The sequence below is a fragment of the Anaerovorax sp. IOR16 genome (genome assembly GCF_017168145.1).
Lineage (GTDB): Bacteria > Bacillota > Clostridia > Peptostreptococcales > Anaerovoracaceae > IOR16.
The window spans coordinates 696,882-712,469 of record NZ_JADQTL010000009.1; the positions used below are offsets into that span (position 1 = coordinate 696,882).

Genomic DNA, 15,588 nt, shown 5'->3' on the forward strand with positions numbered 1-15,588 from the left:
TATGGTTAAAATTGGAATTGTAGGTGCAGGAGGAATGGGCACTGTTCATCATAGCAATTACGCATATATCGATGGTTGTTGTGTGACAGCTGTAGTCGGAAAATCAAAGCAAGATAAGGAGAGAGCAGAAGAATGGGGATTGCCTTTGTATGATGACATTTCTTCTATGTTGGATCAGGAGGAAATTGACCTAGTCGATATTTGTACTCCTACATTTTTACACAAGCAGCATGTTATGGAGAGCTTAAACTATGGGAAGCATACAATCACGGAAAAACCAATTGCTTTATGCCGTAAGGATGCAGAGGAAATGTTTGCCTTAGCAAGAGAAAAAGGTGTCTTTCTCTTTGTAGGGCAGGTACTTCAGTTTACAAAAGAAGTACAAGTGCTTCGGGAACTTGTAAGAAGTAATCGATATGGGAAGGTACTGGATGCCTATTTTGAACGATTGTCTGCCTGTCCTCGATGGGCACAGGGAGGTTGGCTCTTTGACAAAGAGAAAAGCGGACATTTGCCTTTTGATTTACACATTCATGATTTGGATGTGATTGTCAGCTTATTTGGAAAGCCTGACAGCTATGAGGTAACCAGCTGTAGCAGAGAGGGACTGAATTATCAGGAACAATACCGCTTTTTATATAAATTTGGAAAACTGAATGTAGCAGCAGAAGCAGCTTGGTTTAATGCAGAAATTCCATTTACTGCAAGATGGCGTGTTTATTTTGAAGAGGCAGTCGTCATCAACGATGGAGCGCAAGTGATTGCTTACCAGTTCGATAAAGATCCATATGTCTTTGATACGGAAGATAAGATAAAAATTCCAACTGGAATCAATGTGCCGCCAACAGGGATTTATTTATCAGAGCTTTCCCATTTTGTTGAATGTATAGAAAAGGGTAAATCATCGGATTGCATTACAGAGGAACAGTTATTGACAGTCGTTGAGATATTAGAAGAAATAACGAACGGGCAAGCTATGTAAGAAGGGAGAAAAGGGAATGCTGCAAGTGGGTTTTGACATCGGTGGTACCAATATTAAGGTTGGCGTTGTCAATGAAAAGATGGAAATTGTTGCAAGCCGCAGAGAACCTTTTCCAACCGGAGAAAAATATGAAAAGGTAGCGGATATCATGGAAGAGCTTGTCCGGGAGATGGCAGAAGAATTGAACGTTACTGTGTCGGAATTTCAGTCTATAGGCATAGCAATTCCCGGAAGTCTGGATCCGGAATGCAAAATAATATTAGATGCTTACAATCTCCATTTTCATAATGTTCCTATGAAGCAAGTCATGGAAGAACGTTTCCCCGGAATACCAGTGTTTTTAGGAAATGATGCTAATGTGGCTGCTTTGGCAGAATTGCATTGTGGTGCGTTTGTTGGATCCAAAACGGCGGTATTGATGACGCTTGGTACCGGTGTTGGAGGCGGATTGATTTTAGATGGCAAAATGTTTAATGGAGGAACCGGACATGGTGTTGAATTGGGCCATATGGTTCTACAAGAAGGGGGCGAACGTTGCTCCTGTGGAAATCGTGGCTGTGTAGAATCCTATTGTGCTGCAACATGGTTGGTTCGACAGGGAAGAAAAGCAGTCATTGAGCACCCGCTTAGTATGATTCATAAGCGTGCAAATGGAGATATGAAACGAGTGACCGCAAAATTGGTGGTTGATTGCGCTAAGGCAGGAGATTATATTGCCAAGGATATATTCCATTTGTATTTGGGTTATCTAAGCTCTGCCATTGTATCCATTTGTGTTTTACTGGGTCCTGAAGTGATTGCCTTAGGTGGCGGCGTAAGCCTTGCTGGTGATTTTTTATATCGTCCTTTACGAAAGATGGTAAATGAAAAATCCTTTTTTAAAGGAAAAAATCAAGTAGTTCCTGCAAAATTGGGAAATGATGCTGGAATTTTGGGGGCAGCCATGCTGAAATGGAATGCAGAACAATCTAAATAACAGAATTTTCCTCAAATGGGTTAAAACCATTGAATATGGAAAAGATGTTGTGATATAATTAGCTTAACTTTGATGGAAAATCAAGGTAAATATAGCTGATTAAGAGGAGGAGACAAGATGAAGAAATTATTGAGTGTCGTTTTGGTGATTGTACTGGTATGCGGTACAATGTTAGTAGGTTGTGGAAACGATGCGAACAATGGGGATTCTGGTGCGGCTGATATGCATAAGATTGGTATTTTAGCACCAGCGGTTACTCATGGATGGGTTGCAGCAGTGGCTTATAATGCAGAACAACGTTGCAAAGAGTTAAGTGATCAGGGGGAATACAAGTTATACACCAGCAGCACTGCAGAAGAAATGACAACTCAGCTTGACGATTTGATGACTTGGGGTGCAGAAGCAATTGTAGCATTTCCACAGTGGGAAGGTATGGAAGTTCCAATTCAAAACGCACTTGACAGTGGTGTTACCGTTGTGAACTTTGATATCGAAATTGCTGCAGATGGTGTATATCGTGTATCTGGCGACAACAAGGATATGGGCGTTCAGGGTGCTAATTACATCGTTGATAAAGTTGGAACAGAAGGTACGGTTGCAATTCTAAATGTTCCTTCTGCTGGTTCTGTTTCTCAGCTGCGTGAAGAAGGATTTGTAGAAACGTTAGCTCAGATTGCTCCTAATATGAAGACAGTTACATATGCAACGAAGTTCACTCGTGAAGATGGATTAAAGGACTTTGCTGATATTTTAACTGCGAATAAGCAGATTGATGCTGTTTACTCTATGGATGATGAAACTTCCATAGGTGTATTGCAGGCAATCAAAGAAGCTGGACGTACCGATATTAAGGTTGTTACTGGTGGTGGCGGATGTCAGGAATATTTCAAAATGATGCCGGAAAACGAAGATATTTGGATTGAATCTGCACTTTACAGCCCAGCTATGGTTCGAGATGCAGTTGATATGGCATTGGATGTATTGAATGGTAAAGAAGTAGAAGCAGTAAAGATTATTCCTACAACGATTGTTGATAGAGATAACTATACAGAATTTTTGGATGAAAATTCTCCATATTAATAAAATTTGGAGAATACCAAGTAAATTTCATATTGATTTTAAGGCTATGGCCAATTTCGCCATAGCCTTTTACTTAAAGGATGTGACTTCATGAAGCTAGAAATGCGCAATATAGTTAAGGCTTTCGGCACCAATTTGGTTCTCAAAAATGTGGATTTCTCATTGCAAGGCGGTGAGATATGTGCGCTTTTAGGAGAAAATGGTGCAGGGAAATCGACGCTCATGAATATTTTAGGCGGCGTTCTCCCAAATGATTCCGGTGATATTATTATTGATGGAGAGAAAGTACATTTTTTGAAACCTGCAGATTCAATTCATGCAGGAATTGGTTTTATTCACCAAGAGTTAAATTTAGTAAATGATTTAATGATTTACGAAAATATGTTTATTGGGCGTGAGTTAAAAACCAGAAGAGGTTTTCTGGACATTGAACAAATGTGCAAAGAGACGCAAGAAGTATTTAAGCGAATGGACATTGATTTAAATCCGAAAACAATGGTAAGAGATTTGGATGCTTCTTACAAACAAATTGTAGAGATTGCGCGAGCACTTATGATGAACGCTTCAATCATAATTATGGACGAACCAACTACATCATTAACCGATCCGGAAATTGATCGTGTTTTTGAAATGATGAGAAATTTACAAAAACAAAATGTTGGAATCGTATTTATTTCTCATAAATTAAAGGAAGTAATGCAGGTTTGTACGAGATATACGGTGTTGCGAGATGGCAATATGGTAGCTTTGGGAGATGTAAAAGACGTTACGATAGATGAATTGGCTAAGTATATGGTAGGCCATGATGTACGTACGGAAGCATTGCAGCATGATCGAAGCACCGGAAACGTTGTTTTGCGTGTAGAGTCTTTAGAAAGCAATGCGCAATTTCGGGATATTTCTTTTTCCGTAAAGCAAGGAGAGGTACTTGGAATAACCGGACTTCTTGGGGATGGGAGAAGTGAACTGTTCCATACGATATTTGGTTTTTCACATAAAAAATACAGCGGCAATATTTTCATTGAAGAAAAGCCGGTTAAGATTACAAGCACGATGCAGGCTTTAAAGTTAGGGATTGGCTATGTGCCGAGGAATCGTAAGGAAAATGGTATTATTAAAGATATGAATATAATAGAAAATGGTTCCATTGTCACTTGGCCGAAATTATTAAAGCTTGGTTTAATTGATCATATACGACAAAATGAAGAATTCTATGCCCAGGTAGATAGGCTGAAAATAAAAATGGGTAAGGCTACTGATTTAATCGGAAGTCTTTCCGGAGGGAATCAACAAAAAATAGTACTGGCAAAATGGTTAAGTGCGAACCCAAAAGTATTAATTTTAGATAATCCAACACAAGGAGTCGATGTTGGGGCCAAGGAAGAAATTTATGATATTATTCTAAAGTTAGCAGATTTGGGTATAGCAATTATTGTTCTTTCCAGTGAAGCACATGAAATCATTCGTACTTGTGACAGAGCCTTAGTTATGTATCATGGACAAATAATGGGTGAACTAGTGGGTCAGCAAATGAATGAACAAGACATTATGCGTTTGGCAACAGGGGGTAGTTTAAATGAAACAGGAGGCAAAGACGATGAACGACGCAGCGAAGAATGATAAAAAAAGCGTATTGTTGCAAATGAAGCATCTTTGGATGACGCAACCAATTTTTAGCACCGGAATTGCACTTTTAATTATGGTATTATTACAAACTTTGGCCTTGGGTTTTGATTATCCTTCTTTTGGAGCTTGGTTCATGGCTTGGTTTCAAAATTGGTTGAATATCCTTCGAAACAATGCAGGTATTGGCATTATTGCTTTGGGAATGACCTTTGTTATTATTTCAGGAGGAATCGATTTGGCTGTAGGCTCCACTCTCGTTGGTATTGGAGCTGTCATGATGGTAATGATAGATTCGGGACCAAAAGGAATTTTATTAAATATGGGAATAACAGGCGTTCCGGCATATGTTATTGGTATTCTTTGCGGTCTACTTTTTGGAGTTGGGCTGGGAGAGATTACTGGTCTTTTCATAACGAAGGGGAAAATACCTCCGTTTATTGCAACTTTAGGAACAATGAAGATTATTCGTAGTGTAACCCAGCACTTTATGCAAGGATATACCCCGACAGTACCAAGACCCTTTTTACAAATTGCCAGTTTTCGAATTGGCGGTCAATTAGTTATGCCAATTATTTATTGGATTTTGATTGCAGCTATCTTATATGTTATTTCAAAAAGAACTACATTTGGACGATATGTATTTGCCATTGGTTCAAATGAGCGTACGACACGTCTTTCTGGTGTTAATGTAAATAAGGTAAAACGGCAAGTGTACGCTTTAATGGGACTATTGGTAGGAATTGCAGCTGTCATTCAAGTGGCACGTATTGGTTCTATGGATTATGCAAATGCTGGAAGCGGCTATGAACTAGATGCCATTGCGGCTGTTATTGTCGGAGGCACCAGCATGTCTGGAGGCAGAGGTTCCATAGGTGGAACCGTTTTAGGTATGCTCATCATTGCAGTAATGAATAATTTATTGAATTTATTAGGTGTACCACCGTTCCTTAGAGAGGCCTTCAAGGGTGCAATCGTAATTGCTGCAGTATTACTTCAGCGAAAGGAAGAAGAATAATTAAATAAACGATGGTTTTTACATAGTATAAATAAAAAAAAGAGGTAAAATTTTTCGGATTTTACCTCTTTCTTATTATTTTAATGATTTTTTTATTTTGATAAATTCTAGAATAAGATCAACCGTTGATTTGATGCCTAGGGTACTGCTATTTATGGAAAGATCATAATGTTCCATTTGTCCCCATTTTTCTCCTACGTAGTAGTCATAGTAAGCGGCTCTGCGTCGGTCTGTTTTTTTCATAAATTCTTGGGCGCCTTCGGCAGGAATTCCATAAGAATGGATGACGCGCTTTAATTTGTCTTCCGAATTGGCATGAATAAATAAATGAACGGCATTTGGTTCGTTCTCTAGTATATAATCGCCACATCTTCCGACGATAACGCAAGAACCTTCTTGAGCGATTTTATGGATCGTTTTGGATTGGAGTAAAAACAAACGGTCGTTCATAGGCAAATCATTCATAGTTGGACTATGGCTGCCAAAAGTACCAATGTTGAAAGCCAAGGATGTCCAAAATGGATTGGAGGGCTTTTCATCTGCATTTTCAAAAAGATCCGGATCGATACCATTTTCTTCAGCGGCACGAGTAATTAATTCTTTATCATAAAATGGAATGTTTAGATTTTCCGCTAATTGTTTTCCGATTTCTCGACCTCCACTGCCGTATTCACGAGCAATGGTGATGATAATTTTATCATTCATACTAATCATCTCCTGTTTTTTCCTTAGTAAACTTATAAAAATCGTAAGAAGCATTAATAATAATATTAATATAAGTTTTATTATAACATAAAGTTAATTTAGCCGAGGGAAAGAATAAAAAAATAAAAAAATATTTTGGAAATCTATTGACAATATAATACGTCAATGGTAAATTTAGATTGTAGTTAGCACTCACTCAAATAGAGTGCTAACAAATTAAAAAATTTTATTTGAAAAGCGGTGAGTAAAATGGATTTAAACGAAAGAAAATTGAAAATATTGCAAGCCATCGTTGGAGATTTTATTCACTCTGCAGAACCGATAGGTTCCCGTACGCTTTCAAAGAAATACAATATGGGAATTAGTCCGGCTACCATTCGTAATGAAATGTCTGACTTAGAGGAAATGGGTTATTTAACACATCCGCATACTTCGGCTGGTCGAGTTCCGTCCGCGAAGGCATATCGACTATATGTGAATCAACTGATGAAGTGCTATGAACTTCCGGAAGATGAAAAACGCGTTATTTCACAAAAATTAGCGGCAAACATTACGGAGCTTGATCGTACGATTGAACATGCGGCAGCTTTATTATCAGAATTGACAAACTTAACTTCTTTTGCAATTAGTCCGAAACAGGATGAAAATAAACTGAAATATATCAACCTTTTGCCTGTTGATGAATCTACAGTGGTTTTGATGATTGTTGCGGAAGATGGTAAAGTTTCAAATACGGCATTGAAGATTAAAGTGCCTTATACTGAAGAAAATTTAGTATTGTTGTCAAAGGTAATGACGCATAATTACAAAGGAAGAGCGTTAAGTGATATTCTCACCTTAGATATTATAAAATCACTGGAAACAGATTTAAAGGCTCTTTCGAGATTAGCGGAAAGCATTATGCCAAATTTTTTAACAACTTTGGAAAACATGCTTAATGTAGATCTTTACTTAGAAGGATTGACCAACATTTTTTCTATACCGGAATACAATGACATCGAAAAAGCAAAAGTATTTTTACAAATGCTTCATCAGAAGCAGCATTTCACTGAAGTGCTTGTAAATCGTGATAATGGAGTTGTCATTACCATCGGTGATGAAAACAGAGATGCAATTATGAATGATTGCAGTTTAATCACTGCCGATTATCGAATAAACGGTAAGTTGATAGGCAAATTGGGTGTCATCGGACCAACAAGAATGAAATACGATGAAGTAACGTCTGTAATAAAATATATGACAGAAAATATTAGCAGAGCATTTCAATTAGAGGGAGGAGAAGATGAGGATGAAAAATAATCATGAAGAACCACAAGTTCAGGATTCAAAAAAAGAAGAGGATATAGAAATTAATAAAGATGAAGTGAAGGAGGCGGTTGCAGAAGAAACAACTCCTGAGGAAAATCAGAAGGAAGAGTCTGCGGCTGAGAATAAAGAAAAAGAAATTTCTAAAGAGGAAGAAGACCTCCAAACTCGCTACTTGAGATTGGCTGCTGATTTTCAGAATTATAAACGAAGAGTGGAAAAAGAAAAAAGTGACATTTATGCATATGCCAACGAGAAAATCGTGACAGAATTGCTTGATGTAATAGATAATTTTGAAAGAGCCATAGCACACAAGCAGGATTGTAAGGATCCCAAAATGCTAGAAGGTATGGCAATGATTTTCAAACAATTTAAGGGGGTACTTGAAAAAAGTAATGTAGAAGAGATTAAAGCGGCTGGCGAAGAATTTGATCCAAATTATCATCATGCGGTGATGACTGAGAATTCCGTTGAATATGAAAGTGGTAAAGTGACGGCAGTTTTACAAAAGGGGTATTTATTAAATGGAAAAGTAATTCGGCCATCCATGGTCAAAGTCGCAGAATAAAAATCAGCTAGAATTGTAAAAAATAGTGAAATAGGTAAGTATAGTAACGAAAAAATGTGAAGAAAAAAGGAGATGTATATTATGGGTAAAGTAATCGGTATAGACTTAGGTACAACAAATTCATGTGTAGCAGTATTAGAAGGTGGAGAACCTACCGTTATTGCAAACGCAGAAGGGAATAGAACGACACCATCGGTAGTTGGTTTTGCAAAAAATGGAGAGCGTTTGGTTGGTGAAACTGCAAAAAGACAGGCAATCACAAATCCGGATAGAACCATTGCATCTATCAAAAGACACATGGGTACCGAACATAAGGTAGAAATTGACGGAAAGGCATATACTCCACAAGATATTTCTGCAATGATTTTATCGAAATTAAAAACAGATGCAGAAAGTTATTTAGGAGAAAAAATAACGGAAGTTGTTATTACGGTTCCGGCATATTTTACAGACAGCCAGAAACAGGCAACAAAGGATGCAGGTAAAATTGCAGGTTTGGATGTTAAGAGAATCATTAACGAACCGACTGCAGCAGCACTTGCTTACGGTTTGGATAAGGACACAAATCACCATAAGGTATTGGTATATGACTTGGGCGGCGGTACTTTTGACGTATCCATTTTGGAATTGGGAGACGGTGTATTTGAAGTATTGGCAACAAACGGTGATACAAAATTAGGTGGAGATGATTTTGACAACGCTGTTATGAATTTCATTGCAGACAGCTTTGCAAAAGAAAATGGCATTGATTTAAGAAAAGATAAAATGGCATTACAAAGATTAAAAGAAGCAGCTGAAAAAGCGAAGAAGGAATTGTCTTCTTCTCAAACTACAAACATTAATCTTCCATTTATTACGGTAAACGCAGATGGACCGCTTCACTTAAATATGGACATTACAAGAGCAAAGTTTGATCAGCTTACTGCAGATTTAGTAAATAGAACGATTGAACCAATGCAAAAAGCTATGAAAGATGCAGGCGTAACTATGTCTGATCTAGAAAAGGTTATCTTAGTCGGTGGTTCAACAAGAATTCCGGCTGTACAGGATGCAGTTAAGAAAGTGACCGGAAAAGATCCGTTTAAAGGAATCAATCCAGATGAATGTGTTGCAATTGGTGCTTCCGTGCAAGCTGGTGTTTTAACAGGGGAAGTAAAGGATGTATTGTTACTTGACGTAACTCCACTTTCTTTATCCATTGAAACCTTAGGTGGTGTGGCTACGAAGTTAATTGAAAGAAATACAACCATTCCGACAAAGAAGAGTCAGGTTTTCTCTACTGCAGCAGACAATCAGACAGCGGTTGATATTCATGTATTACAAGGTGAAAGAGAAATGGCAAGTGACAATATCACTTTAGGTCGTTTCCAACTTTCCGGAATTCCGGCAGCACCTCGTGGTATTCCTCAAATTGAAGTTACATTTGACATCGATGCCAATGGTATTGTGAATGTAAGTGCAAAGGATATGGGAACCGGAAAAGAACAGAGAATTACAATTTCTTCTTCCAGCAAACTTTCCGATGATGAAATCAAGCAGAAGGTTAAGGAAGCAGAACAGTATGCGGAAGAGGATAAGAAAAAGAAGGAACAAATTGAATCAACAAACCGTGCTGAAACTTTGATTTATGAGACAGAGAAGAGTGTTAATGAATTAGGTGATAAGCTTTCCGAAGATGAAAAAGCGAAAATTACTGAAGCAAAAGAAGCGCTTTCAAAGGCATTGGAAGGAAATAATGTAGAAGAAATCAAGGCAAAGACAGAAGCATTAACGAATGAATTCCATGCCATTTCCACAAAACTATATCAGCAGGCACAAGCTGGTGGCGCAGGATTTGATCCGAACGCAGCAGGTGGTGCAGGCGGCGCAGGATTTGATCCAAATGCGGCAGCTGGTGGACAACAAGAAGGCCCAAGCGGAGATAATGTTGTAGATGCGGATTATGAAGTCGTGGATGACAATAAATAAGTTTTATAGGAAATTTAGAGGCACTTCTCTTGACGAGAAGTGCTTTACCCTTTAAAATAAGTAAGTTATAACTAATAAACGGGGGATATGATACAATGGCAGACAAACGAGACTACTACGAGGTCCTTGGAATAAAAAAGGGGGCAACAGAGGCGGAAATCAAATCCGCTTTTCGTAAAAAAGCTATGGAGTTTCACCCAGATCGAAATCCAGGAGATAAAGTAGCTGAAGAAAATTTTAAAGAAGTAAATGAAGCATACGGGATACTTTCCGACCCTCAAAAGAAGGATAAATACGATCGCTTTGGGTTTGCCGGAGTAGATCCAAATGCCGGATTTGGCGGAGGAGGCGCAGGTGGTTTCTCTGGCTTTGGCGGTTTTGAAGATATATTTGGAGATTTGTTTGGCGGTGCTTTTGGTGGTGGATTCTCTCAAGCAAGGAGGAATGGGCCAAGAAAAGGGCAGGATTTGCAAAAGCAGATGCATATTACTTTTGAGGAAGCAGCATTTGGTGCAAAGAAACAGATACAGCTGAATAAATATGTAGCCTGTGAGGAGTGCAACGGAACTGGTGCAGAAAAGGGCACATCTAAAGTGACATGTCCAAACTGTAATGGATCTGGTCAGGTACGTACCGTACAAAATACTCCATTTGGACAATTTGCAAGTTCACATTCTTGTGACCGTTGTGGCGGAACCGGGCAGATAGTAGAAAAACCTTGCCATTCTTGTAATGGTTCCGGTAAAATTCGAAAGACTGTTACCATTTCCGTTGATATACCGGCAGGTGTTGATAATGACAGTGTCATTCCAATTCGAGGCCAAGGAGAGCCCGGAACTAACGGAGGTCCTAACGGAGACTTATATTTGGTCATTGCGGTTAATCCACATAAACTCTTTAAACGAAAGGGTAATGATTTATGGTTGGATATGCCAATCACCTTCACGCAAGCTGCTTTGGGAGCAGAAATTACTGTTCCGACTCTTTCGGATAAGGTATCTTATAAAATTCCTGCAGGAACACAACCGGATACCGTATTCCGTTTAAAAGGAAAGGGTATTAAAAGCTTACGTTCCGGAAAGTACGGCGATCTGTATGTGAAAATAATCCTTGAAGTTCCGACTAAGCTAAATTCTAAGCAAAAGAAGCTTATTGAGGAATTTGGAGAATCTTTAAGCCATGATGGCTATACAAAAAGAAAAAGTTTTTCAGAGACAATGAAAGAGTTATTTAAATCTTGAAAGTTTTAAAAAGTAAGCAGCATTTTTTGTCCGTCTGTAGAGCTACAGAGTCGGAAGGGAATGCTGCTTTTTATCAAATAATATCAGAAAGAGAGAGTCACAGTGAGATATTCAGAAGTAAGGTTGTATACAAATCAAATGGGACTGGAAGTAGTAAGTGGAATTTTACTATCTATGGGAATTACTGATTTTGTTACGGAGGATCCGGAGGATTTAAAAGATTTCTTAGATAAAAAGAATTCCTATGAATGGGATTATGTAGATGAAAGTGTACTTGAGATATCCAATGTGGAACCAAATCTTACATTTTATGTTGAGTACTCTGAAAGCGGAAATCAAATTTTACAGGAGTTTAAAACATCTTTGGAGGAAATGAAAAAAGAGGCAAAAAAAGATGGAATGGATTATGGAAGGTTAGAACTTTCTGTTAAAGAAGTTTGTGATGAAGACTGGAAAGATAACTGGAAGGCTTATTTTAAACCGGCACATATTACAAATCGCATTGTTGTGAAACCTACATGGGAAAATTACGAGAAAGAGAATTCCTCGGAACTTGTGATTGAAATTGATCCGGGGATGGCATTCGGAACAGGAACACATCCTACTACGACACTTTGCGTTCGATTGCTTGAAAAATACATTGAATCTCCGGATGACATTGTTTTGGATGTTGGCTGTGGTTCTGGGATATTGTCTATGGCAGCAGCTTTGCTTGGAGTACAGACAGTCAAAGGTGTTGAGATTGATCCGATTGCAGTTGACGTAGCACGTGAAAATGTGAAATTAAATCATCTAGATTCTCAGATAGATGTATTTCATGGCGATTTGACAAAGGGGCTGGATTTGAAGGCAGATATTGTTGTAGCTAATCTGATGGCTGATTTAGTTATGCTGTTATCAGAAGATGTTTCCAAACACTTGAAAGGAAAAGGAATCTATATTTCTTCTGGAATTTTGATTGAAAAACAAAATCAGGTGGCTAGTGCCATTCGTAAATGTGGTTTTGAAATTCTTGAAATCTTAGAGGAAGACGACTGGTGTGCAATTGCTGCAAAAAAATGCTGTAAGTAGAACTTTTGAATCAAAGAAAAGGAGAACATTATGAGTCGATTTTTTGTGGATAAAAGTGCTGTGAAAGAAGGTTTCATTGAAATCACTGATTCGAATGACATCAAACATATTACTAAGGTACTGCGATTAAGAGAAGGGAGTTTTATCGAGGTATCAGATTCTGCGGAATACGAGTACCAAATTGAACTGAATGAAATCAGCAGTGAATGTATTCGAGGTAAAATCCATGATAAACAAAATTTTAGTAAGGAACCGACAATACAAGTAAGCTTATATCAGGGCATTCCAAAGCAAGGAAAAATGGAAACCATCATTCAAAAAACGGTTGAGCTAGGAATTTCTCGAATCATACCGGTTTTTATGCAAAGAACTGTTGTAACTGAAAAAGGTAACTTTAAAAATAAGTTGATTCGATGGCAAAAAATTGCCGATGAAGCAGTCAAACAATGTAAGCGGGGAATTATCCCTCAAATTGAAGCGCCTATAAACTCAAAGGATTTATTTGAGAAAGTAATGAAAGAACATGATTTAGTCCTTTTTCTTTATGAAAATGAAGGAAAAACAACCATCAAGCAAGTATTACGTGAGGAACAGGCAAAGAAAGAAAAGGAGAATGCATCCTTGAAGAAAATAGCTTTGATCATTGGACCGGAAGGCGGATTTTCTGATGAAGAAGCTTGCACCTTTAAAGAAATCGGTGCAAGCTGTGCAACGCTTGGAAAAACTATTTTACGTACTGAGACGGCAGGCATAGCAGCCCTTGCTATGGTTATGTATGAATTAGAGCTATAGCAGTTATTTTATTTATTCGATTCCATATTTTTGAAAGAAGTCCTCGCTGGAGAGGTTCGGCCCTCGCAGTATGCGGTTGAGCTGATATAATTCATCAGGATTTCTTTTTTTTGTTGAAATATAATTAATCTTTTCCCTACAAGTTAAAGTAGCTTCAAAGCCTAAGCCTTTTAAAAATTCTTCGGAATTTTTACTGTGAAACCCAAACGGATAAGTAAACGTATTCGGTTTCGTACCTGTTTTCTCTTTAATATGTTTTTGAAGATACCCAATATCTGTATCCAAGGCGACTCCGTAAGCTTCAATGGATTCTCCATTTTTTCGAAGAGACCCTTTTCGACCGGAATTATAGGTATGCATATCATAAGTATGGTTCTGAATTTCTATACAACCGGAATCTATCATTTCGTTAATCTGATCCCAAGTAATGTGGGAATAGCTTGGCTGATTGCTGTCTTTTTCACTATATTGATCGGTATAACGTCCAATAATGGAGATGACTGCTTTCATATTATTTTTTTTCAAAAGAGGGAATGCGTATAAATAGTTGTTATAATACCCATCGTCAAAGGTAAGGATAATTGGTTTTTTCGGAAAGGGGGTACCATTTTTAACGCACTGGATTAAATCCGACAGGAACATGGTGGTATATCCCTTCTTCTTAAGATACTCTAAATCCGATTCAAACAACGCAGGGTCAATAACGAATTTATTTTGTAAGGCTGGATCTTTCAGTAAACCGTGATACATAATAATAGGGAGTGCAATCTGATTTTCTGATACATTCGATTGACTTAACGTCAAAGCTGCTTGATCTTTTTGCTTTGGATTAAGTTCGTCTTTATAATTTTCGTCGGAATTCAATTCGTAAAATTTATATTTTCTAGTAAATTCTTTTGAATCTTCCACTTTTATTACATCAGCACGATGTCTTGATAAAAGACGAGTAATATCATAAAGATTAATCCATATTTGAGTTGGACTGTCTTTTTTAGATTCCTCAAAAACCAATTGTAATCCGTAATGTAGATGAGGAGTATCGATGTTATTTGTATTTTCTTTTCGACTATATCCAGTTTGACCAGAGTATCCGATCACGTCTCCTGCAGTCACCGCTTTTCCAATGTAAAGATTGGAAGCATAAGGATGATTTTTTTGCAGATGAGCATAATAATAATAACGTACGCCATCAAAGCTGCGAATTCCAATACGCCATCCCCCGTATTGATTCCAACCCATGGCTTCTACAATTCCACTTTCGACACAAATAATTGGTGTTCCGGTACCTATCATTAAATCGTGCCCTAAATGACGCCGTGCATAACCATACGTTCTGCCATTTCCGAAATCATCAAAATCGCTGTAATAATAGCCTGCGGCAACCGGTGAAAAAACCTTAAGCCCATATTTCTTTTTCCAAACCATTTCTTTTGGCTCATCCGAATCTGAATTTTCTTCTTTGTTTTTTGGAACCTCAACTTTATATTCACCGAGGAACTCTCCTAAGATTGCAGAATAGGCTTTGTAATAATATTGATAAAGGTTTGCATTCATTTTTTTAGCAAGATGTTGGGTATATTCACCTTCATTTAGTAAAGCTACCAATTCATCCATGTCTGAGGCTTTATATCGCTTGAAGTTGCCTCCATATTTTGCAGCAAGGTAGGATAAAACTTCGACCCAATCAATGTGTGTTTCGGTTTCATACGTTTGAATATCAAGTTCCATTGCCTTTTCCATAACACGATAGGGAACATTGAATTCAACCCATTTAATTGGTTCCTTTTTCGCAGGTTCAAATACAGGAATACCAAAGGGAAGAATGGATATGCTGCATAATAGTAATAGGATACAAAAAAGAAGCGGCAACAATAGCCTCTTTTTTAAAAAGAAATGTTTTTTTGTCTGTCGCAAAGCGCTACCTCCCCGTATTATGCTTGATGTAAAAACATATGCAAAAGAAATCGGTTTCATGTATAATAGACAAGGTAAAGGAGGAAGTTATATGGCATTTTTAGATAAAATGACGGATTTCAGCCGAAGTGCTATGAAAAAATCCGAAGAAGTGATGGAAACAGCAAAAATTAATTTAAAAATTAGTCAGAAAAAATCCGTCATAAAAGACTATCAAGTTGAAATTGGAAAGATTATTTATACTTCGTTTAAAAACGGGGAACTTGCAATGCTTTGTGAAAAAATTAAATTAGAAGAAGAGGAAATGGGAGCATTACAAGAATCTCTTGAAAATGAGGCTTAAAT

The 15,588-nt window shown here is 37.7% G+C and carries 14 protein-coding genes; 12 read left to right on the forward strand and 2 right to left on the reverse strand.

The window, feature by feature from the left end; genetic code table 11:
* Window position 1 precedes the first annotated feature (1 nt).
* The 5 genes from I2490_RS07070 to I2490_RS07090 all read left to right on the forward strand — a co-directional run bounded on the left by I2490_RS07070 (window position 2) and on the right by I2490_RS07090 (window position 5,679).
* Window positions 2-982: a Gfo/Idh/MocA family protein gene (locus I2490_RS07070; RefSeq protein ID WP_206459038.1), complete on the forward strand. Its 981-nt coding sequence runs from the start codon at window positions 2-4 to the stop codon at window positions 980-982.
* A gap of 16 nt (window positions 983-998) precedes the next feature.
* Window positions 999-1,958: an ROK family protein gene (locus I2490_RS07075; protein WP_206459039.1), complete on the forward strand. Its 960-nt coding sequence runs from the start codon at window positions 999-1,001 to the stop codon at window positions 1,956-1,958.
* Window positions 1,959-2,075: 117 nt separating this feature from the next.
* The gene (locus I2490_RS07080; protein ID WP_206459040.1) at window positions 2,076-3,038 is read left to right on the forward strand and encodes an ABC transporter substrate-binding protein; all 963 of its coding nucleotides are present in this window, start codon (window positions 2,076-2,078) and stop codon (window positions 3,036-3,038) included.
* A 90-nt stretch (window positions 3,039-3,128) separates the two neighbouring features.
* Entirely contained in the window at window positions 3,129-4,658 is a 1,530-nt protein-coding gene (locus I2490_RS07085) for a sugar ABC transporter ATP-binding protein (RefSeq protein ID WP_206459041.1), read from the forward strand.
* The gene (locus tag I2490_RS07090) at window positions 4,636-5,679 is read left to right on the forward strand and encodes an ABC transporter permease (RefSeq protein ID WP_206459042.1); all 1,044 of its coding nucleotides are present in this window, start codon (window positions 4,636-4,638) and stop codon (window positions 5,677-5,679) included. Before I2490_RS07085 ends, I2490_RS07090 begins: the two co-directional genes overlap by 23 nt.
* Window positions 5,680-5,754: 75 nt before the next feature.
* Here the strand turns inward: I2490_RS07090 and I2490_RS07095 are convergent, their stop codons facing one another.
* Window positions 5,755-6,384 (reverse strand): cytidylate kinase-like family protein, encoded by a 630-nt coding sequence (locus I2490_RS07095; RefSeq protein WP_206459043.1) that lies wholly within the window; start codon window positions 6,382-6,384, stop codon window positions 5,755-5,757.
* Window positions 6,385-6,633: 249 nt separating this feature from the next.
* Between I2490_RS07095 and hrcA the strand changes: the two genes are divergently transcribed.
* The 6 genes from hrcA (at window position 6,634) to I2490_RS07125 (ending at window position 13,329) form a co-directional block, all read left to right on the forward strand.
* On the forward strand, window positions 6,634-7,683 hold the full coding sequence (gene hrcA / locus I2490_RS07100; protein ID WP_206459044.1) for a heat-inducible transcriptional repressor HrcA: 1,050 nt from the start codon (window positions 6,634-6,636) through the stop codon (window positions 7,681-7,683).
* Complete coding sequence (gene grpE / locus I2490_RS07105) at window positions 7,673-8,257, forward strand: nucleotide exchange factor GrpE (RefSeq protein WP_206459045.1); 585 nt, start codon at window positions 7,673-7,675, stop codon at window positions 8,255-8,257. The genes hrcA and grpE overlap by 11 nt, the downstream gene beginning before the upstream one ends.
* Before the next feature lie 81 nt (window positions 8,258-8,338).
* A complete protein-coding gene (gene dnaK / locus I2490_RS07110; protein ID WP_206459046.1) occupies window positions 8,339-10,225 on the forward strand; it encodes a molecular chaperone DnaK in 1,887 nt (628 codons plus the stop codon).
* 95 nt (window positions 10,226-10,320) lie between these two features.
* Window positions 10,321-11,466 (forward strand): molecular chaperone DnaJ, encoded by a 1,146-nt coding sequence (gene dnaJ, locus I2490_RS07115; protein WP_206459047.1) that lies wholly within the window; start codon window positions 10,321-10,323, stop codon window positions 11,464-11,466.
* A 102-nt stretch (window positions 11,467-11,568) separates the two neighbouring features.
* Complete coding sequence (gene prmA / locus I2490_RS07120; protein WP_206459048.1) at window positions 11,569-12,537, forward strand: 50S ribosomal protein L11 methyltransferase; 969 nt, start codon at window positions 11,569-11,571, stop codon at window positions 12,535-12,537.
* 30 nt (window positions 12,538-12,567) lie between these two features.
* On the forward strand, window positions 12,568-13,329 hold the full coding sequence (locus I2490_RS07125) for an RsmE family RNA methyltransferase (protein ID WP_206459049.1): 762 nt from the start codon (window positions 12,568-12,570) through the stop codon (window positions 13,327-13,329).
* A 12-nt stretch (window positions 13,330-13,341) separates the two neighbouring features.
* Here the strand turns inward: I2490_RS07125 and I2490_RS07130 are convergent, their stop codons facing one another.
* Entirely contained in the window at window positions 13,342-15,243 is a 1,902-nt protein-coding gene (locus I2490_RS07130; protein ID WP_245157106.1) for a polysaccharide deacetylase family protein, read from the reverse strand.
* 91 nt (window positions 15,244-15,334) lie between these two features.
* Here I2490_RS07130 and I2490_RS07135 point away from each other — a divergent pair, with 91 nt between their 5' ends.
* Window positions 15,335-15,586, forward strand: a complete 252-nt coding sequence (locus I2490_RS07135) for a hypothetical protein (protein ID WP_206459051.1) — start codon at window positions 15,335-15,337, stop codon at window positions 15,584-15,586.
* The last annotated feature ends 2 nt before the right edge of the window (window positions 15,587-15,588 follow it).